At 61.7% G+C, this 18,854-nt stretch carries 20 protein-coding genes; 12 read left to right on the plus strand and 8 right to left on the minus strand.

The annotated features are described in order from the left end of the window. Nucleotides 1-4 precede the first annotated feature (4 nt). From metG to ABID19_RS18095, 6 genes are all read left to right on the plus strand, one after another. Complete coding sequence (gene metG, locus ABID19_RS18070; RefSeq protein ID WP_354492336.1) at nt 5-1,558, plus strand: methionine--tRNA ligase; 1,554 nt, start codon at nt 5-7, stop codon at nt 1,556-1,558. Continuing rightward, the gene (locus ABID19_RS18075) at nt 1,558-2,352 is read left to right on the plus strand and encodes a TatD family hydrolase (RefSeq protein ID WP_354492337.1); all 795 of its coding nucleotides are present in this window, start codon (nt 1,558-1,560) and stop codon (nt 2,350-2,352) included. The genes metG and ABID19_RS18075 overlap by 1 nt, the downstream gene beginning before the upstream one ends. Nucleotides 2,353-2,355: 3 nt before the next feature. Continuing rightward, nucleotides 2,356-3,165 (plus strand): MBL fold metallo-hydrolase, encoded by an 810-nt coding sequence (locus ABID19_RS18080; RefSeq protein WP_354492338.1) that lies wholly within the window; start codon nt 2,356-2,358, stop codon nt 3,163-3,165. A 225-nt stretch (nt 3,166-3,390) separates the two neighbouring features. After that, a complete protein-coding gene (locus ABID19_RS18085) occupies nt 3,391-3,876 on the plus strand; it encodes a GlcG/HbpS family heme-binding protein (RefSeq protein WP_354492339.1) in 486 nt (161 codons plus the stop codon). 262 nt (nt 3,877-4,138) lie between these two features. Then, nucleotides 4,139-4,471 (plus strand): YbaK/EbsC family protein, encoded by a 333-nt coding sequence (locus ABID19_RS18090; RefSeq protein WP_354492340.1) that lies wholly within the window; start codon nt 4,139-4,141, stop codon nt 4,469-4,471. Nucleotides 4,472-4,717: 246 nt separating this feature from the next. Further along, complete coding sequence (locus ABID19_RS18095; RefSeq protein WP_354492341.1) at nt 4,718-5,629, plus strand: agmatinase; 912 nt, start codon at nt 4,718-4,720, stop codon at nt 5,627-5,629. 99 nt (nt 5,630-5,728) lie between these two features. On the opposite strand, the gene ABID19_RS18100 is transcribed toward ABID19_RS18095, so the two are convergent. Then, nucleotides 5,729-7,258 (minus strand): winged helix-turn-helix domain-containing tetratricopeptide repeat protein, encoded by a 1,530-nt coding sequence (locus ABID19_RS18100; RefSeq protein WP_354492342.1) that lies wholly within the window; start codon nt 7,256-7,258, stop codon nt 5,729-5,731. Nucleotides 7,259-7,384: 126 nt separating this feature from the next. Here ABID19_RS18100 and ABID19_RS18105 point away from each other — a divergent pair, with 126 nt between their 5' ends. The 3 genes from ABID19_RS18105 to ABID19_RS18115 all read left to right on the plus strand — a co-directional run bounded on the left by ABID19_RS18105 (nt 7,385) and on the right by ABID19_RS18115 (nt 9,463). Then, entirely contained in the window at nt 7,385-7,636 is a 252-nt protein-coding gene (locus ABID19_RS18105; protein WP_354492343.1) for a DUF1127 domain-containing protein, read from the plus strand. Nucleotides 7,637-7,649: 13 nt separating this feature from the next. Next, nucleotides 7,650-8,816, plus strand: a complete 1,167-nt coding sequence (locus ABID19_RS18110; RefSeq protein WP_354492344.1) for an MFS transporter — start codon at nt 7,650-7,652, stop codon at nt 8,814-8,816. Between the two features lie 89 nt (nt 8,817-8,905). Then, nucleotides 8,906-9,463 (plus strand): cysteine hydrolase family protein, encoded by a 558-nt coding sequence (locus ABID19_RS18115; RefSeq protein WP_354492345.1) that lies wholly within the window; start codon nt 8,906-8,908, stop codon nt 9,461-9,463. A 282-nt stretch (nt 9,464-9,745) separates the two neighbouring features. Here ABID19_RS18115 and ABID19_RS18120 read toward each other — a convergent pair whose 3' ends face one another. From ABID19_RS18120 to ABID19_RS18135, 4 genes are all read right to left on the minus strand, one after another. After that, nucleotides 9,746-10,285 (minus strand): DUF2076 domain-containing protein, encoded by a 540-nt coding sequence (locus ABID19_RS18120; RefSeq protein WP_354492346.1) that lies wholly within the window; start codon nt 10,283-10,285, stop codon nt 9,746-9,748. Between the two features lie 122 nt (nt 10,286-10,407). After that, complete coding sequence (locus ABID19_RS18125) at nt 10,408-11,124, minus strand: Bax inhibitor-1/YccA family protein (protein WP_354492347.1); 717 nt, start codon at nt 11,122-11,124, stop codon at nt 10,408-10,410. 21 nt (nt 11,125-11,145) lie between these two features. Beyond that, on the minus strand, nt 11,146-11,919 hold the full coding sequence (locus ABID19_RS18130; protein WP_354492565.1) for an anti-sigma factor family protein: 774 nt from the start codon (nt 11,917-11,919) through the stop codon (nt 11,146-11,148). Nucleotides 11,920-11,927: 8 nt separating this feature from the next. Next, entirely contained in the window at nt 11,928-12,446 is a 519-nt protein-coding gene (locus tag ABID19_RS18135) for a sigma-70 family RNA polymerase sigma factor (RefSeq protein WP_354492348.1), read from the minus strand. Nucleotides 12,447-12,800: 354 nt separating this feature from the next. On the opposite strand from ABID19_RS18135, the gene ABID19_RS18140 reads away from it, so the two are divergent. The 3 genes from ABID19_RS18140 to mazG all read left to right on the plus strand — a co-directional run bounded on the left by ABID19_RS18140 (nt 12,801) and on the right by mazG (nt 16,177). Further along, nucleotides 12,801-13,958, plus strand: coding sequence for an OpgC family protein (locus tag ABID19_RS18140; RefSeq protein WP_435528752.1), 1,158 nt, complete (start codon nt 12,801-12,803; stop codon nt 13,956-13,958). 125 nt (nt 13,959-14,083) lie between these two features. Beyond that, a complete protein-coding gene (locus ABID19_RS18145) occupies nt 14,084-15,268 on the plus strand; it encodes an amino acid aminotransferase (protein WP_354492350.1) in 1,185 nt (394 codons plus the stop codon). An 84-nt stretch (nt 15,269-15,352) separates the two neighbouring features. Then, a complete protein-coding gene (gene mazG, locus ABID19_RS18150) occupies nt 15,353-16,177 on the plus strand; it encodes a nucleoside triphosphate pyrophosphohydrolase (RefSeq protein ID WP_354492351.1) in 825 nt (274 codons plus the stop codon). A gap of 6 nt (nt 16,178-16,183) precedes the next feature. Here mazG and hflX read toward each other — a convergent pair whose 3' ends face one another. The 3 genes from hflX to ABID19_RS18165 all read right to left on the minus strand — a co-directional run bounded on the left by hflX (nt 16,184) and on the right by ABID19_RS18165 (nt 18,830). Continuing rightward, on the minus strand, nt 16,184-17,575 hold the full coding sequence (hflX, locus tag ABID19_RS18155) for a GTPase HflX (RefSeq protein WP_354492352.1): 1,392 nt from the start codon (nt 17,573-17,575) through the stop codon (nt 16,184-16,186). Further along, nucleotides 17,576-17,821 carry an RNA chaperone Hfq gene (gene hfq / locus ABID19_RS18160; RefSeq protein WP_006202172.1) on the minus strand — a complete coding sequence of 82 codons (246 nt, stop codon included), beginning with the start codon at nt 17,819-17,821 and terminating at the stop codon, nt 17,576-17,578. Between the two features lie 145 nt (nt 17,822-17,966). Then, entirely contained in the window at nt 17,967-18,830 is an 864-nt protein-coding gene (locus ABID19_RS18165) for a D-amino-acid transaminase (RefSeq protein ID WP_354492353.1), read from the minus strand. Between the last annotated feature and the right edge of the window lie 24 nt (nt 18,831-18,854).

The following is an 18,854-nucleotide window of genomic DNA, read 5'->3' on the forward strand; positions in this document are numbered from 1 at the left end:
ATCCATGGCACGCGAAAAATACTACCTCACGACGCCGATTTTCTATCCGAACGGCAAGCCGCATATCGGCCATGCCTACAATGTCATTGCCACCGACACGCTGGCCCGCTTCCACCGGCTCGACGGCAAAGACGTCTTCTTCGTCTCGGGAACCGACGAGCACGGCTTGAAGATGCAGCAGACGGCGGATGCCGAAGGCCTGACGCCAAGAGCGCTTGCCGATCGCAATTCGGCGATCTTCCGCTCGATGCTCGAAGCGACCGGCTGTTCGAACGACGTCTTCATCCGCACCACCGAGGAGCGCCACTACAAGGCCTGCCAGGCGATCTGGACGCGCATGGCGGAGAATGGCGACATCTACCTCGACCGTTATAGCGGCTGGTATTCGGTGCGGCAGGAAGCCTATTTCGACGAGGCCGAAACCAAGGTCGGCGACGACGGCGTGCGCCGCGAACCGCTCGGCTCGCCAGTCGAGTGGACCGAGGAAGAGAGCTATTTCTTCCGGCTTTCCGCCTATCAGGGCAGGCTGCTCGCGCTCTATGAGAGCAACCCCGAATTCGTCGGCCCAGTGGAGCGGCGCAACGAAATCGTCAGCTTCGTCAAATCAGGGCTGAAGGACCTGTCGATCTCGCGCACCACGTTCAAGTGGGGCGTGCCGGTGCCGGGCGACGACAAGCACGTGATGTATGTCTGGGTCGACGCGCTGACCAACTACATCACCGCTGCCGGTTTTCCGGACACAGCCAATGAGAGATGGTCCTTCTGGCCGGCAAACGTCCACGTCATCGGAAAGGACATCGTCCGTTTCCACGCCGTCTACTGGCCGGCCTTCCTGCTGTCGGCGGGGATCGAGCTGCCGAAGCGCGTGTTCGCGCATGGCTTTCTGTTCAACCGCGGCGAGAAAATGTCGAAGTCGGTCGGCAATGTCGTCGATCCGTTCGCGATGATCGAGCATTACGGCCTGGATCAGGTGCGCTATTTCTTCATGCGCGAAGTGCCGTTCGGCCAGGACGGCAGCTACAGCCACGACGCCATCGTCAACCGCACCAATGCCGACCTCGCCAACGATCTCGGCAATCTGGCCCAGCGTTCGCTGTCGATGATCGCCAAGAACTGCGGCGGCGTGGTGCCGAAGCGAGGCGAATTAAGCGAAGCCGACGAGGCGATCCTCGATCAGGCAAGTGCGGCCCTTGTCACGGCGCGCAGGACGATGGCCGAACAGGGCATAAATCTGGCGCTGGCGGCGATCTTTGGCGTCGTAGCCGAAGCCAACCGCTATTTCGCGGGGCAGGAGCCGTGGGCGCTGAAGAAGACCGATCCCGCGCGCATGGAAACGGTGCTATGGACGACGGCCGAGGTGATCAGGCGCGTCGCGATCCTTTGCCAGCCCGTCGTCCCGACCTCGGCGGCGAAGCTGCTCGACCTGCTGGCGGTGCCGGCGGAAAGCCGCGACTTCGTGCATGTCACGGAGGCTCACGCGCTGGTCTCAGGCACGGCTCTGCCGGCGCCGGAACCGGTGTTTCCACGCTATGTCGAGCAGCCGGACGCGAACATCTGATGCTGGTCGACAGTCATTGCCATCTCGATTTTCCGGATTTCGCAGAGGAGCGGGCGGCCATTGTCGCCCGCGCTCTAGCCGCTGGAATCGGTCGCATGGTGACAATCTCGACGTGTGTAAAAAGATTCCAACAAATAGTTGAAATTGCTGAATCTTTCGACGAAGTCTATTGCTCGGTCGGCACCCATCCGCACAACGCCGCCGAAGAGCTGGACGTGACCGTCGAGCAGCTTGTCGGGCTATCCGCTCATCCCAAGGTGGTAGCGATCGGCGAAGCTGGGCTCGATTACTTCTACGATCATGCGCCGCGCGATGCGCAGGTGCAGGGTTTTCGCACCCATATTGCCGCCGCGCGTCAAACGGGCCTGCCTCTGGTCATCCATTCGCGCGACGCCGACAGCGACATGGCTGATATCCTCGAGGACGAAACAGGGAAGGGCGCCTTCCCCTTCATCCTGCACTGTTTTTCGTCCGGGCGCAGGCTGGCCGAAGTCGGCGTGGCGCTCGGCGGCTACGTTTCCTTTTCAGGCATCCTGACCTTCAAGAATTCGGCCGAGCTGCGCGCCATCGCCGCCGACGTGCCACACGACCGCCTGCTGGTCGAAACCGATGCGCCATATCTGGCTCCGATACCGTTTCGCGGCAAGCGCAACGAACCGGCCTATGTCGCGCATACCGCCAAGGTGCTGGCCGAAACGGTCGGGATCAGCGAGACCGAAATCGCTGCCGTCACCACGGACAATTTCTTCCGGCTGTTCAGGAAGATGCCGCGCCCAAGCGCGCCGGGCACCTGACGCATGAGCGACCGGCTACGCCTCACCATTCTCGGCTGCGGCTCATCGCCGGGCACGCCGCGCATTACCGGCGACTGGGGCAATTGCGATCCGGCCAATCCGAAGAACCGGCGTATGCGCACCGCAGCACTCGTCGAGCGGATCGCAGCAAACGGCGACAGAACCACAGTCGTCATCGATACCGGGCCGGATTTCCGCGAGCAGATGCTGCTGGCATCGGTCAGGCGCGTCGATGCGGTCGTCTATACGCATCCGCATGCCGACCATATCCACGGCATCGACGATTTGCGTGGCTTCGTGCTCGAACAGCGTCATCTCATCGACATCCACGCCGACCAGGCCACCATGCTGCGATTGCGGCAGGCTTTCGGCTATTGTTTCGAAACGCCGCAAGGCAGCTCATATCCACCCATCGTCGATGCCCATATCATCGACCACGCCAGGCCGGTGGTGGTCGAAGGAGAGGGGGGCACCCTCACCCTCGAACCGCTGCCGCAGATCCATGGCGACATCATATCGCTCGGTTTTCGTCTCGGCGGGCTCGCCTATTGCCCTGATATCAGTGATTTCCCGGACGCCACCGCCGAACGGCTGCGCGATCTGGACGTGCTGGTCATCGACGCGCTGCAGTACAGAACGCATCCGAGCCATCTGTCGCTGGGTCAGGCGCTCGGCTGGATCGAGAAACTTGCGCCGAAAAAGGCCGTGCTGACGCATATGCATGTGCCGCTCGACTACGCCACCGTGATGGCCGAGACGCCTGATAACGTCGAACCGGCCTATGACGGCATGACGATCGAAATTCCCTTATGAGCCGGCGTAACAACCATGATCTCTCATGGTTGTTACGCCGACTTCTTTTCCAGAAGAAGCATATCTCTAGCTGCTAAAAAGATGTTCTGCCGTCTCGTCGGCATCGCTCGAATGCGGAGTTTGGGTCTGCTATTTGCGGCAACCATTATGTAAAGAATTCCTAAGATATACAGTTGGTACAAAGGGCGCTAATCTTCCACCTGTTAGTAGGAAAGGAGAGACCCTATGATTCGTAAACTTGTAATCACCGTGACACTTCTCGCTCCTATCGCCGCCACCGCGCAGGAACTGCCCACCGCTCCCTACTTGCCGCTTGATATGGCAACTAAGGCGGCACAAGCCGCGCTGGAGGCTTGCGTTGCCGAAGGCAGCAATGTCAGCGTCGCGATCGTGGGGCGCGACGGTTCGACCAAGGTGTTGCTCAAGGCCGACAATTCCGGCGCGCATACAGCGTCCAGCGCCGAAGGCAAGGCCTTCACCTCCGCTGCTCTGGGCCGCGACACGGCTGGGCTCGCCGAATTCATCAGCTCGAATCCGGCAAATGACGGGTTGCGCAACATGGATCCGCGCATCGTCATCCAGGCCGGTGGCTTGCCGGTTAAAATCGGCGATGCGCTGGTGGCCGGCATCGGCGTGGGCGGTGCTCCTTCGGGCGATATTGACGCTAAGTGCGCCGTCGCCGGGCTCAAGGCGATCGGCGCCGCCGAGTAATCTGTGCCGTAAGACACCAGTGCGGCCCGCCTCCCGGCGGGTTGCTCCACTCAAAGCAGCGGCCACGTTTTTCGGGCGGCATGGAGAAGCGTCAACGCAAGATCATGGCGATGTAAATCCCTTACAAATCAGCAGTATAGGTAAGTTTTTTCATAGTTAGAAACATTGATCGTGTGACCAAGGCAGCGGCCGATGCCGGCCTCGACATCGAGATCCGGCGCATGGGCGCCTCGACGCGCACGGCCGAGGAAGCCGCCGCGCAATGCGGCTGCACGGTCGCCCAGATCGTCAAGTCTTTGGTTTCCAGGGAGAAACCAGCGGAAAGCTGTTTCTCTTCCTAGTTTCCGGCTCCAACCAGCTCGATCTCGTCAAGGCTGCCAGACTGACCGGCGAGCCGCTGAAGCGCGCCGACCGACGGCAGATCCGCGACGAGACCGGCTTTGCCATTGGCGGCTTAGCCCCAATTGGCCATCTCGACGAAACGCTTTCAATCGCGTATGGGCCGCCGCCGGCGCGCATGGCGCTGTGTTCGCCGCCGAGCCTCAGGGCCATCGTCAATGCAGCGCGGGCTGTCATAGCGACGCTGGCAAGCTGAAGTCCGTGCGTACGAAGAGGACGACGCGCGTCAGCCTCTAAACGGCTCCGCTGAAATGGCCAAGGCTCTGGTAAATTTATGGAATTTGGCTGGGCCGTAATATTGCCTAGTTCCATAATCTATCTTATGCGACTTTCTGATATGGCCTTGGGTGCGGCTAGATCGGCGCGTTTCGCTCCTCAGAGCTTCGCCAACCTGATACATCTGTGAACCAAGAGACCCCCTGATTCATCAAGGCCATCAGGAATGACCACCTCGCCTCCCTTTCTCGGCTTTCCCGATCGCCTCGCCGATGGCCGCATGCCTCGTGCGGTGATCTTCGGAGCCCGTCACGGCAGCACATATCCCGGCAAGGACAGCAGCGGCTATGCCTTGGCCGCCGACGCCATCCGCGCTGCGAGCCAAGACGATGCCGAGCTCGTCGAGCACTGGGATTTCGACCTCGGCGGTCCGCTGTTCGACGGTAAGTCGGTCTGCTGCATCGATGCGGGCGATATTCCGACGACCATGCACGACAATGCCGGCAACCGGGCCCGGATCGAGGCGAAGACGCGCGAAATCCTGGCATTGCCGGCGGTACCGATCCTGCTCGGAGGCGACGATTCCGTGCCCATTCCGTTTCTCGCCGGCTTTGCCGATCACGGGCCGGTCTGGATCCTGCAGATCGACGCCCATATCGACTGGCGCGACGAGTTGCATGGCGAACGCTACGGCTATTCAAGTCCGATGCGTCGGGTGAGCGAGATGCCGCATGTTGCCGGCATCGTGCAGGTCGGACTCCGTAGTGTCGGCAGCGCGCGCCTCACCGAACTCGAAGCGGCGCGGCGCTATGGCAGCCGCTTCGTGACTGCCCGCGAGGTTCACGCCCAGGGCGTCGAAGCCGCACTCCGGCATATTCCGGAAGGAGCGCGGGTCGTCGTCACCCTCGACTGCGACGGCCTCGATCCCGGTATCATGCCAGGCGTGGCGGCGCGTACGCCCGGCGGCCTCACCTACACGCAGGTGATCGACCTGATCTCTGGCCTCGGCAGGCGGGCCAGGATCGCAGGATTCGACCTTGTCGAGCTCTATCCTCCAGCCGACATTGATGGCCTGTCGGCGCTGACTGCCGCGCGCCTTCTCGTCAACGTGATCGGCACCATCGTCCGGCAGGTTTGAAGCCGGCTTCCTCTCGCAGCTTCACCGTCCCCTCGCCGCCATCGATGCCCCGATAGGGTTCGTTGTACGAATGGCCATTTGGAAAATCACGCCGGCGCGTCACTCCGGAAGTCCGGCCATGCGGAAGCCATCAACGAAATGATCAAGCATCGCAGCGTCGCGGAATGGCTCCGTCGCGGCCCAGTGGCGGGTTGTGAAATTCGGGTTGCCGATGAGGAACAGCTCGACCTCCGCGCGCGCCTCATCGAGCCGCCCCAGTTGGGCAAGGCTTGCCGCCAGGAAACGGCGTGAGCTTGTACGGTACGTCTCGTCCCTGCGCAGGGTCTCGACAGCGGCTTCGTATTCGCCGGCCGCATATAGCGCCTGGCCGAGCGTCAGATAGTACCAACTTGCCGGAAACGGGTTCAGACGGAACGCCTTGCGAATGTGCTCAAGGCCCTCCTCGACCCGCCCGGCCAAGACCGCGATGTCGGATAATGCCGCCCAGGCATCGGCCTCGTTCGGGTCGAGCTCGATCGCCTTGGCGAATTCCGCATCCGCTTCGGCGAAGCTGCGCTCATATGCCAGCAGGTAAGCCAAAACCCAGCGGCAGCCGGCGTCGTTGGGGTCGATCGCCACCGCTTTGCGCGCCAGTTCCAAAGCAACGCTACGAGACGTTTCGGTTGGTCCGCCAGAATGCACCCATCCCATCCAGTGGTTCATCGCAAGCCAGCGATAGGCCTCGGCATATTCCGGATCGAGCGAAACCGCGCGCGTGAGCATCAGATGCGCTTCCCGCGCCATCTGCGGCGTGTCATCCATCAGTTTGCGCGCCCGCACGCAGAGATCGTAGGCACCGAGATTTTTGGGCCGATTGCGCGGCGGCGGCGCGCGCAGCCGGCCCAGGAGCGCCTCCACGATCTTGCCGGTGACCTCGTCCTGAACGGCAAAGATATCTTCCAGGCTGCGATCAAAGCGTTCCGCCCATAGATGATCGCCACTCACCGCATCGACCAGCTGTGCGTTGATGCGCACACGCCCCGCGGCACGTCTTGCGCTACCCTCCAGCAGGTAGCGCACGCCAAGATCCTGTGCGATCGCGCGCACATCCATCGCCCTCCCCTTGTAGGCAAAGGCCGAGTTGCGCGCGATGACGAACAGGCCTGAAATCCTGGACAGGTCGGTGATAAGGTCTTCGGTCAACCCATCCGCGAAGGATTCCTGCTTGGGATCGTTGCTGATGTTAACGAAGGGCAGCACAGCTATCGATGGTTTGTCGGGCAGCGGCAAAGGTTTTCGCTTCGCGCTGCCGAGCTGTTCGATGGTCCCGGTGAAACGATAGCCGACGCGCGGAACCGTGGCGATCCACTCACCGCCCCCATTACCGGCATCGGCGGCCGGACCAAGCAACTTGCGCAACTGCGAGATCTGGACCGTGAGGTTGCCTTCCTCGACGGCTGTGCCCGGCCACGCCGCGTCCATCAGTTCGGCCTTCTCAAGGATTTCGCCGGGCCGTCCGACGAGTGCCGCAAGCAGCTTCAGACCGCGGTAGCCAACGGCAACGGGGACATCGTTCCGAAGGAGCGTTCCCGCACCGGAATCAAGCACGAAGGGACCAAAGGCAAAGCGCTCTTCCTGCATACGCCGCATCTATAGCCCGTTTGGAAGTTTTGAGAACTATTTGGCAGAGCTTAATTACGACGCTGTTCGTATCCTGCAGAATTCAATCTCTTTCAGGTCGGTCCTCCGGACCATCAGACCCACATGGAGGTTGCCATGAACGATACTCTTGCGTCGGCTTCGCCTCGGACAGCGCGGCCAGGAGCGTGCGTAGTGCCGACGGAAATGCCGCGTCGGCACTACAGTCTGATGACGCTGCAAAACATTGTCGCGACCTGGAGTGAGCGGAAACGCGTTCGCTGGCAGCTTAAGCAAATGTCGAAGGACAATCCCCATTTGATCGACGATATCGGTCTGACGGGACAGCAGTTCGAGGAAGAGATCGCCAAGCCCTTCTGGCAAGCATAAGGCGAATGCCGCAATGACTGCCGAAAGCACGACATCATCGCAAGAGGATCGGATGCCATGGGCTGCGATGGCGGGTATCATCGCGACCGTCACGGTGTTCGCGCTGGCACAGGGGCTGACCTATCCGCTGCTCAGCTTCATTCTGGAGCGGCAGGGAACGACACCAGGTCTGATCGGCTTGTCGGCGGCGATGACGCCGCTGGGTTTCATCGTATCCGCGCCCTTCGTCCCGGCGCTGGAGAGGCGCGTGGGCGCGGCGCGGCTTGCGATCCTGTGTTCGATCCTGGCAGCGCTCGCCCTGGTCGCGATTGCCTTGACGCAGGAAGTCTGGGCCTGGATGCCGCTGCGTTTCCTGCTCGGCTTCTTCGCCAATCCGCTTTACGTGATCAGCGAGACCTGGCTGATCTCGATCACGCCCGCGTCACGGCGCGGCCGCATCATGGGCCTCTATTCATCGATCGTTTCGGGTGGCTTCGCCATCGGCCCCCTGTCGCTCGGCCTGGTCGGCACGCAGGGTTGGCCGCCGTTCTTGATCGGCATCGTGGCCTTCCCGCTCTGCGGCCTGATCGTCCTTGCGGTCGTGCCGCGTCTGCCGAAGATGTCGCATGAGGGCAAGGCGATATCGGTCGGCGGCTTTTTCGCACTGGCGCCGCTGCTATTGTTCGCGGTTTTCGCCGCAGCCGTCTTCGAGCAGGTCGTGATCTCCTTGTTTGCGGTCTATGGCGTCGCGCTCGGCAGCGCCGAGGGGCGCATCGCTTCGCTGATCGCCTGTTTCACCGCAGGCAATGCCGTGTTGCAGATTTTGCTCGGGCGCGTGGCCGAACGGTTCGGCTCGACGCGGCCCATGTTATTCTGTGCGCTGGCTTCGCTGGCCGGCTGCCTGCTGCTGCCGTCGATCTTCAATTCGTGGCTCATCTGGCCGCTCGTTTTCGTCTGGGGCGGGGTCTCGTTCGGGATCTACACCATGTCACTGATCCAACTCGGCGAACGTTTCACCGGTCAAGCCTTGATCGCTGGTAACGCAGCCTTCGCGTTCGTATGGGGCATCGGCGGCATCGTCGGCTCGCCCGCGACAGGACTGGCGATGCAACTGATTGGACATCAGGGACTACCATCGTCCCTTGGCCTGCTGTGCTGTCTACTGGCGGTGTTTCTGATGGCGGAGAGACGGCGGGGCTGACCGAGGCACTTGCGTCTCTAGCTTTGACAACCTGCTGCCAGATATGACCTCGTCACAAATCTGCATTCAGCGCTTCATATAGCTCGACGGTGACCAAACGCTGCCTCATTATCATCGACCTGCTGAATGAGTATCTCGACCTGTGGGAAGCAGATAAAGCCGATCGACTGGTTCTGGATACCAACCGGCTGGTGAGCGCTTTCAGAAGTTTACAGCTCCCGGTGATCTGGGTGCGGCAGGAGTTCCGTTCGGATCTCAGCGACGCATTTCTTGAGATGCGCGATAAACGCATAGCCGTCACAATTCAGGGCACACGAGGTGCCATGCTTCACCCTGGGCTCGATTGGCAGCCAAGCGATGCGACGATAGTCAAGAAGCGCTACAGCGCGTTCTTCAAGACGGGACTTGACGAACTACTGGCTGAATTTGGTGTCGGTGAACTGGTTCTATGCGGCGTCAATACGCACGCCTGCATCCGTGTGGCTGCGGTGGACGCCTATCAACGAGATTTCCGAGTGGTCTTGGCCGAGGAATGCATCGGCTCCTACGACGCAGAGCACGCGCGCGTCTCCCTGGATTACATGAACGGCAAGATCGCCAAAATAGCGACTGTTTCAGAAATCGTTGAAGCTCTCGGTAAGACCTAGTGAATGTCTGGAGCGCACCACACCACCCTGCCCTTCGCTACGGTCGATGTCGGGCTTTCAGAACCAATGCCGGGAATACTGAGCCGCACCAACCGAGCTGCATCCGTCTCGAACAGCGCGCCTGACCGGAGGCCGCGCTATGAAGGCGGATTTTACGGGCCTATGTCCGCGATCCGGACGGCAACCAGCTCGCCTTCGTTGGCTATGACGCCATAAATTCTTGCGAAGGACCTTAGAAGGCCGATTTTCTGGCGAGACCGCCCTCCGCGCTTTCCATTCGTGTCAGAATTCAACGTCGCCGAAATCACCGGCATCGTCGGAGCCGGCATCGTCTGCTTGTGGCGCCGGTGGTTCGGCTGCCTGTGCTTCGCCGCTTTCGCCAAACATGCCTGCGATCGCGTTGCCGAGAAGCACGCCACCGGCCACACCCATCGCAGTTTGCGCGGCTCCGGCGAGGAAACCGCCGCCTGCCCCCTGCCGATCATTGCCGGAAAACGGCGGCGGCGCAGCAGCGGTGCGCCCCACCCGCGGGACCGAACCCGAGCGCCTGGCGCCGCCACCGCCGAAGAGGCCGCCAAGCAATCCGCCGCCGGCAGACTGCTGCGCCTGTTGTTCCAGTTCCTCAATGCGGGACTGTGCCGCGTTCAGGGCCTGCTCTTGCACGACGATTGTCTGCGCCATGTAGTATGGCGCACCGGGCTGCCGGGCAATCTGATCGTTGATGAAACGTTCCGCTTCGGCATCGCGCGGCGGAGTCTGTCGCTCGACATTCGCAAGTTTCTCGAAAAGATTGCCGATCGCCTGCTGGTCGTTCCTGTCCATGGGAGCAACTCCGGTCATTTGGGCGCGCCGCGTCCAGGAGATTTTCGCGACGCGCTTAAGTCTCTGGTCAATGCATGTCGCTGCTCGAAAACCGCTGCCGCGACATGCATTGATTCAATCGGCTATTCGCGCTCGCCGGTGAAGTTCAGCAGCAGCTGGAAGATGTTGATGAAGTTCAGATAGAGCGAGAATGCACCGAAGACGGCGAGCTTCTGTTGCGATTCCGCACCGAAGTTTTCGGCAAACTGCTCCTTGATCGTCTGCGTATCCCAGGCGGTAAGACCGATAAAGACGGCGATGCCGATCACCGAGATGGCGAACTGAAGTGCGGTCGAGCCGAGAAAGATGTTGACGATGCTGGCAATCACCACGCCGATCAGGCCCATGATCAGGAAGGACGAGAACTGGGTCAGGTCGCGTTTGGTCGTATAGCCGTAAAGGCTGGTCGCGCCAAACATGGTCGCGGCGATGAAGAAGGTGCGCGCAATACTGGTGCCGGTGAAGACAAGGAACACGGAAGCCAGCGACAGGCCCATCACCGCACAGAATGCCCAAAACATCGCCTGAGCGCCGGCCGCCGACATGGTCTGCATCTTGAACGAGAACAGCAGCACGAAGGCGAGCGGCGCCAGCATCACCACCCACTTCAGCGGGCTGGAAAAGATCGGCACGTAGAGGGCTGGCGTGGAAGCCACCACGAAGGCGATCACGCCCGTAACGACGAGGCCGACTCCCATGTAGTTGTAGACACGCAGCATGTGCTTGCGCAGGCCTTCGTCGAAGACGGCCCCGGTTTGGGCTCCGACGCCCGTGCGGTATCCTAGATTGGGGGTATTCATGCGAGTTCTCCTTGGTGAGGGTCAGTAAAGCGTTTTGGCGAGCGTTTCAGCGGTGCGATCGAGATCGCGGATACCGCTTCGGGCGACGACTGCGTAGGCGACTTCGCCGATCTGGAAATAGGCCGAGGAAATTTCGCCCGAGGGGGCGACGGTCGGCTTGACCACATCGAACGTTCCGGGCCTGATCGCGAACAGCGAGACCAGCCCGAGATCATTTGTTTCGACAGCCATTTCGACGCTCGGGCCGAACCGCGACGGATAGATCTGCACGTCACGGACCTTCCAGCCCTTCGGCAGCGACGGCATGACGATCGCCGTGGCGGCGCGGATTTCGTCCGCATCGTAGTTCGGCGCCTCGGGCTGCGATGACATAGCCTCGCGCACGATCGTCGTCCCATGCGCCCGGATCGCCTCCTCCAGATAGGCAGGCGGCTGGGTCGAGGCGACGACTTTCGTCACCGATATCGGTCCGATGATGCCGTTCGCTAACCAGCCTGCGGCCAGCAAGACTGCGACCGTCGCGGCTCGGCGCAACGTGCCTAAAACACGACCCCGGGCCAGCCCGCGCTCCAGCCGCCGCGCTGCATCGGCCGTTGCCGGCCGCGCCATGCCCTTGGATCCGGCAAGCGCCACGCGCAGTTCGTCGCGCGTCCTGAGGTCGGACATCACGCGAGCGGCCGCCTCCGGACGGGCGGAGAGAAAGGCCTCGACCTCGATGCGGCGGGCAACGTCCAGCTGATCGTCAACATAGGCGTCGAGGTCGGCATCGGTCACCGGGTCGCGCAGTTCATTCATCACGGACATCACGGGCCTCCCACGATCCTGAGGTGGCTGTTCGATCGCGCCGGCAATTTGTCCTCCATTTCACGGAGCGCCGCGCGCGCCCTGCCGATGCGCGACATCAGCGTCCCCAGCGGCACGCCGCTGGCCTCGGCTGCCTGGCTGTAGGTAAGGCCCTCGATGGCGACGAGATGCAGCGCCGAACGCTGCTCTTCCGGCAATTTGAAAAAAGCTTCGCGCACCTGTGCCAGGCGGACGGAATGTTCCTGGGGAGCCTGCATGCTGGCGTCGGCAAGATATCCGGCCTGCTCGACGCGCGCCGCTTCAGACTTGCGGGACCGCAAGCCGTCAACGAAAGCGTTGTGGACGATCGACAGCAGCCACGCGCGCAGGTTTCCGCCGGAGCGGAACGTGCCGCGCCGCTCATAGGCACGCACCAGCGCGTCATGCACCAAATCTTCCGCTTCGGCGCTGTCGCGGGTCAGCGAGCGCGCATAGCGTCGCAGGGAACCGAGCTGTCCTACGATATCGAAGCGTGGCATCGACCCTCTCATGTCCGGTTTACGGAGCATGGCAGGTTTTTAATCCCGCACCTTGAGTTTTTTTCTCGATCCGGAAGGTCTTACCCCCTCACAGTCGCCGGTTGCGGCTTCCCGTCCGCGCCTCTCAGCGCCACAACGCGCCGCGCAGTTTAGCGCCAGTGGATTTCAATGTTTATACCTGAATTAATTTGTGACGCGGGAAATCGCGAAGGTGTCATCTTTTTCGGGGCACTAGCGAGTTATAGGCAGGAAACATTCACCGCCGAATCTTCCCTCGCCCACGGTCCTCTGGGTCCGCTTTGTTCAACGAATTATCGACCCCACATGACAAGCCCAGACACGACAAGCCCCGACATGACAGGCAATGTGCTAACCCAGCGGGATACCCGCATCGATGTCTTCCGAGCGCTAGCGCTACTGACGATCTTCATCAACCATGTCCCGGGCACGATCTACGAGCATTTCACGCTTAAGAACTTCGGCTTTTCCGACTCGGCCGAAGCCTTCGTGCTAATTTCAGGGATTGCCGTTGGGCTCGCCTACGGATTGAAGTTCCAGCCGGGGAACCGGTTGCTCACGACCCTGAAAGCCTGGCGGCGTGCCGGTGTCCTCTATGTCACCCACATCATGACCACGGTGGCGACGCTGGCGATCTTCTCGGCGGCTGCATTGCATTTCTCGCGGCCCGATCTTTTGAAGCTGATCAATATCCAGATGATCATCGAGGACACGCCGGAAGCGCTGCTCGGCATCGCGGCGCTCGGGCATCAGATCGGCTACAACAACATTCTTTCCATGTATGCCATCGTACTTCTGACGGTGCCGCTTTTCCTGTGGATCGGCACTTTCAGCCTGCGCCTGATGCTTGCTGCGTCCGCTGTCCTCTGGCTCATCGCTGGCATTTTCCAGATCGCGCCTTCGGATTATCCCGGCGATGGCTTCTGGTTCCTGAATCCCCTCTCCTGGCAGTTTCTGTTCGTCATCGGGATCGCCGGCATGCTGCATGTCAAGCGCGGCGGCGAAATCCGCTTCAACTGGATGATGGCGAGCGCGGCCATCGGGTATCTGGTCGGCGCGCTGATCTGGGTGCGGCTGCCGCTGTGGGGCACCGAGACGGCCTCCGGCCTGCCTACCGTGCTGACCGGCTTCGACAAGACATTCCTGTCGCTGTCGCGGCTCATGCACATTCTGGCGATCGCCTATCTGATCGTCGCGATCCCGGCGCTTTCCAACTTGGCGAGGACCAGGCCCGGACACCCGCTCGCGGTCCTCGGCAAGCATTCGCTGCCAGTCTTCATCGCCGGAACGATCCTCGCCATGATCGCGCAGGTCATGAAGGTCGTCAGCCCGGGCGGGCTCCTCTACGACACGATCCTGATCTCGACAGGCATCGCGCTGCAGTTCGGCTTCGCCTATTATCTCGAATGGCTGCCGCGGATCGGTTGGGGCACCACCAAGAAGCAGCAATCCATCGCCGCCTTGCCGTCTGCCGCCACCCTCAAGCCGGCGTAATGGCATGACCGGCTGTCGTGCGGTAAGCCGCGCGGTTTGGCGGTTTTCAGCCTGGTGCAAATGAAAACCGCTGGCGCGGCACGGCCGATTTGCGTATCACACCGCGGCCAACGGAACCGCGCCAAATGTTCGAAGACCTCCAGCCTGCCCCAGCCGACAAGATTCTTGCCTTGATCGGCCTCTATCGCGCCGATCCCCGCCCCGACAAGGTCGACCTCGGCGTCGGCGTCTACAAGGATCTCGATGGCAAAACGCCGGTGATGCGCGCCGTGCGCGAAGCCGAAAAGCGATTGCTGCAGAGCCAGGACACCAAGACCTACCTCGGCCTTGCCGGCGATACCGGCTTCAACACGGCGATGGCAAGGCTTGTCTTTGGCCCTGCGGCCGAGTTGACGCGCATCCGTGCGGCGCAGGCCCCTGGCGGCTCAGGCGCTCTGCGGCTGGTGGCCGAGCTGCTCAAGAGAACGCGATCGGACGCGACGATCTGGCTGTCCGACCCGACATGGCCGAACCACGTGCCGGTGATGCGTGCCGCCGGCTTGCAGATACGCGAATATCCTTACTTCGACGCGGCCTCAGGTGCTGTTCGCTTCGCCGACATGATGAGCGCGCTGGCGACCGCCAGGAGCGGCGACGTGGTGCTGCTGCATGGTTGCTGTCACAATCCGACAGGCGCCAATCTGGACACGGCACAGTGGGCTGAAGTAGCCGACCTTCTCGTCGAGCGGGGCCTGCTGCCTTTTGTCGACATTGCCTATCAGGGTTTTGGTGAAGGCCTGGACACAGACGCCGCCGGCTTGCGCCTCTTGGCTGAAAAAGTTCCGGAAATGGTTGTTGCTTCGAGCTGCTCGAAAAATTTTGCCGTGTATCGCGACCGCGTCGGCGCGGCGATGATCCTGGCAAAAGACGGCGCGCAGGCGGATGTGGCCATGAGCCAGATGCTGTCGGCGGCGCGCGCCATGTACTCGATGCCGCCGGACCATGGCGCAGCCGCAGTGCGCATCGTGCTTGAAGACGCCACGCTGCGCGCCGACTGGGAAGCGGAGCTCGAGGAGATGCGCCTGCGCATGCTGCGGCTTCGGGTGCAGTTCGCCGAAGCGCTGCGGCGACAGTCCAATTCCGATCGCTTCGATTTCGTCGCCAGCCATCGCGGCATGTTTTCCCGGCTAGGCCTGTCCGAAGCGCAAGTCGAGCGGCTGCGCGCCGAGCACGGCGTTTACATGGTCGGCGACAGTCGCATCAACGTCGCCGGCCTGCCGGAGGACGGCATGGAGGCGCTCGCCAAGGCGATCGTCTCCGTGCTCGATTGAGACGCTGAGCAACGCTGTGGACAATCGCCCCTCGCCGTCCGACGGCGTTGGCTACACGGTCGGACGCAAGCTAGCATCCGGCCGATGAAACCCTCGAAGGACATTTCCCGGCTGATTGAGATCATGGCGGCGCTGCGGGCGCCCGAAACCGGCTGCCCGTGGGACATCGAGCAGGATTTCTCGACCATCGCGCCCTACACGATCGAGGAAGCCTACGAGGTGGCGGACGCCATCGCGCGCGGCGACCTGGACGATCTGCGCGACGAGCTCGGCGACCTTCTGCTGCAGGTCGTCTATCATGCGCAGATGGCCGAGGAGGCCGGTGAATTTGCCTTTGGCGACGTGGTTCAGGCCATCACCACAAAAATGATCCGCCGCCACCCGCATGTCTTCGGTGACGAGAAGGCGCGCAGCGCCGGCATGGCCAAGGGCATGTGGGAGAAGATCAAGGCCGAGGAAAAGGCGGAAAAGCGAAGCGCCCGCCTCGCCCGCGGGCTAGACCCTGAAGATAACGGCAAAGGCTTTCTCGATAGCGTGCCGGTCGCCCTGCCCGCGCTGACCCGAGCCCTGAAGCTGCAGGAAAAAGCGGCCCGTGTCGGCTTCGACTGGAGCGAGGCCACGCCGATCCTCGACAAGATCGAGGAAGAGATCGGCGAATTGCGCGAGGCCCTTGCCAAGGACGATACGGCTTCGATCAAGGATGAGTTCGGCGACATGCTGTTTGCCGTCGTCAATCTCGGTCGTCATCTCAAAGTTGATTCCGAAGCGGCGCTCAGTGGCACCAACGAGAAATTCCGGTCGCGGTTCCACCATGTCGAGCAAGCACTGGAAGCGTCGGGAAACACGCTGGAAAGGGCGACGCTTGACGAGATGGAGGCGCTTTGGCAGCAAGCCAAGCGCGCGAAGTAACGGCGATTACCCGTTGTTTTTACGGTGCAATCGGCTTTCTATCTCTTCATGCGCGCTTTGCGTCGCCTTGAGCGCGACTGTCACACCACCATCTTCATTGTCGGTGCGCGAGACGACGTCGCCATTGCGGTAGAGCCAGTCGACGAGCCCGAGTTGCTCAGGCTTGAGCGTGATAGTCAGCGTTTCCAGTTCGCCTGACACTCTTGTCTCGATGATCGCCTTCAGCACATTGATGCCCTCGCCGGTGGCGGCCGAGATCGCGATCGGCGGCGTCTTGTTGCCATCGACGCCATCGGCAAGAAGCCGAGCCCTGTTGCTTTCATCGAGCAGGTCGATCTTGTTCCACACTTCGATGACGCGGCTGGTGTCGCCGGCGTCAACGCCGAGATCGGACAGGATGCGCTCGACATCCTCGGCCTGGGCAGCCGTGTCGGGATCCGAAATATCGCGCAGATGGATGACGAGATCGGCCTCGACCACCTCTTCCAGCGTGGCCCGGAACGCCGCGATCAGATGTGTCGGCAGGTCCGAGATGAAACCGACCGTGTCCGAAAGGATAACCGGCGTGCCGTGCGGCAGTCGCACCCGGCGCAGTGTCGGATCGAGCGTGGCAAACAGCATGTCCTCGGCCAGCACCCCTGCTCCGGTCAGCCTGTTGAACAGCGTCGACTTGCCAGCGTTGGTATAGCCGACGATCGCCACCACCGGAAAAGGCACCTTCTTGCGCTTGGCGCGGTGCAGGTCGCGGGTGCGCCGCACTGTTTCCAGCTCGTGCTTCAGCTTCTTGATTTTATCCTGCAGAGCACGGCGGTCCGATTCTATCTGCGTTTCGCCAGGGCCGCCGAGAAAGCCGGCGCCGCCGCGCTGGCGTTCGAGGTGGGTCCAGCTTCGCACGAGCCGGCCCTTTTGATAGTTAAGGTGCGCAAGATCGACCTGCAGCGTGCCTTCTTTGGTCCGCGCGCGCTCGCCGAAAATCTCCAGGATCAGCCCGGTGCGATCCAGCACCTTGGCGTTCAATTCCTTTTCCAGGTTACGCTGCTGCACCGGCGTCAGCGGATGGTCGACAATGACCAGTTCGGCATGACCCTCTTTGACGATCTCGGCGAACTCCGCGACCTTGCCGCTGCCGAGCAAGGTCGCAGGGCGCGGATCGTTGACGGTCACCACCGCGGTATGGATCGGGTCGAGGTCAATGGCTTGGGCAAGGCCAACCGCCTCGTCGTGGCGAGCTTCGGCGGACCGAGTCAGGCGCGGACGATTCGTCTCTTCGTCGCCTCGCGGCTGGCGGGTAAGCACCGGCACGATAACCACGGCCCGAGTCCGGCCTTCGGCTTCCGTCCCCGGCTGATATGCTGGTTTTTCGCGAACGCTGCGGTCCGCGTCTTTTTTACGTGCCAATCAGGCGCCCTGGCTTTCCTCGCCATCGAACATCTGAACCGGCTGGCTCGGCATGATCGTGGAAATGGCGTGCTTGTAGACGAGCTGGGAATGACCGTCCCGACGCAGCAGAACACAGAAATTGTCGAACGAAGTGACCACACCGGTCAGCTTCACGCCGTTGATGAGAAAGATGGTGAGTGGGTTTTTGCTTTTACGAACTGAATTCAGGAACAGGTCCTGAAGATTTTGCGATCGTTCCGCCATTGTTCTTGTCTTTCGCCGATCCCCTTCGGTTTGCACGCCAATGCGCCAAATTGTCAGGCACATGTCAAGCACGCAAACACCATCTTGCCGTCAATAACGACAAGCAGAACGAGATATATTGATGTTCATTCCACCTGTGCGGTTATCAGGCTGGACTTTTTTCCGCAACGTCAAAAAAGGCTTGCCGCAAGGAAAGTGTTATTGAGCCCGGATGACCGTTGGCGACGGGAGCGCCGTCGATCGCCACGATCGGCATGGCAATCGTGGTCGCGGAGCTGATGAAAGCCTCGCGCGCGGCCTTGGCCTCGGCGACCGAAAAGCCGCGCTCCTCGATCTTCAGGCCGAGCTTGGCAGCCACCTCGAACAGCGTGGTGCGGGTGATGCCGCGCAGGATCCCGTGCTCGGCCGGACGCGTCACCAGCACGCCATCCCCGGTGACGATCCAGGCGTTCGACGATCCACCTTCCTTGACGGTGCCATCGGCATCGACGAACCAGGCTTCCTGGGCGCCGGCTTCCTTGGCCTTCTGCTTGGCGAGCACATTTGGCAGCAGCCCGACGGACTTGATATCGACGCGGTCCCAGCGATTCTCCGGCACGGTGATGACCTTGATCCCGCTTTCGGCTCGTTTCGCGGCAGCAGCCGGGTCGGCTTTCCTGGCGGTCACCACCAGCGACGGCTTCGTGTCCGCCGCAGGGAAAACAAAGTCTCGGCTGGCGACGCCACGCGTCACCTGAAGATAGACCAAGCCGTCGGTGACATGGTTGCGGCGGATCACCTCGCTCAAAATAATCGGCAACACGCCACGCGTGACCGGCCAGTCGATCGACAATTCGGTCAGCGAGCGGTTCAGCCGTCCGAGATGGCGAGGCATGTCGACGATGAAGCCGCGCGCCACCTCGCAGACCTCGTAGACGCCATCGGCGAACTGATAGCCACGGTCTTCGATATGCACGAAAGCGTCGGCGTGAGCGACATAGCGCCCGTTCACATAGGCAATGCGCGGCATGGGTCACCCCTGGAGAAGTCAGCG

This window comes from Mesorhizobium robiniae (genome assembly GCF_040545535.1).
Taxonomy (GTDB): Bacteria; Pseudomonadota; Alphaproteobacteria; order Rhizobiales; family Rhizobiaceae; genus Mesorhizobium; species Mesorhizobium robiniae.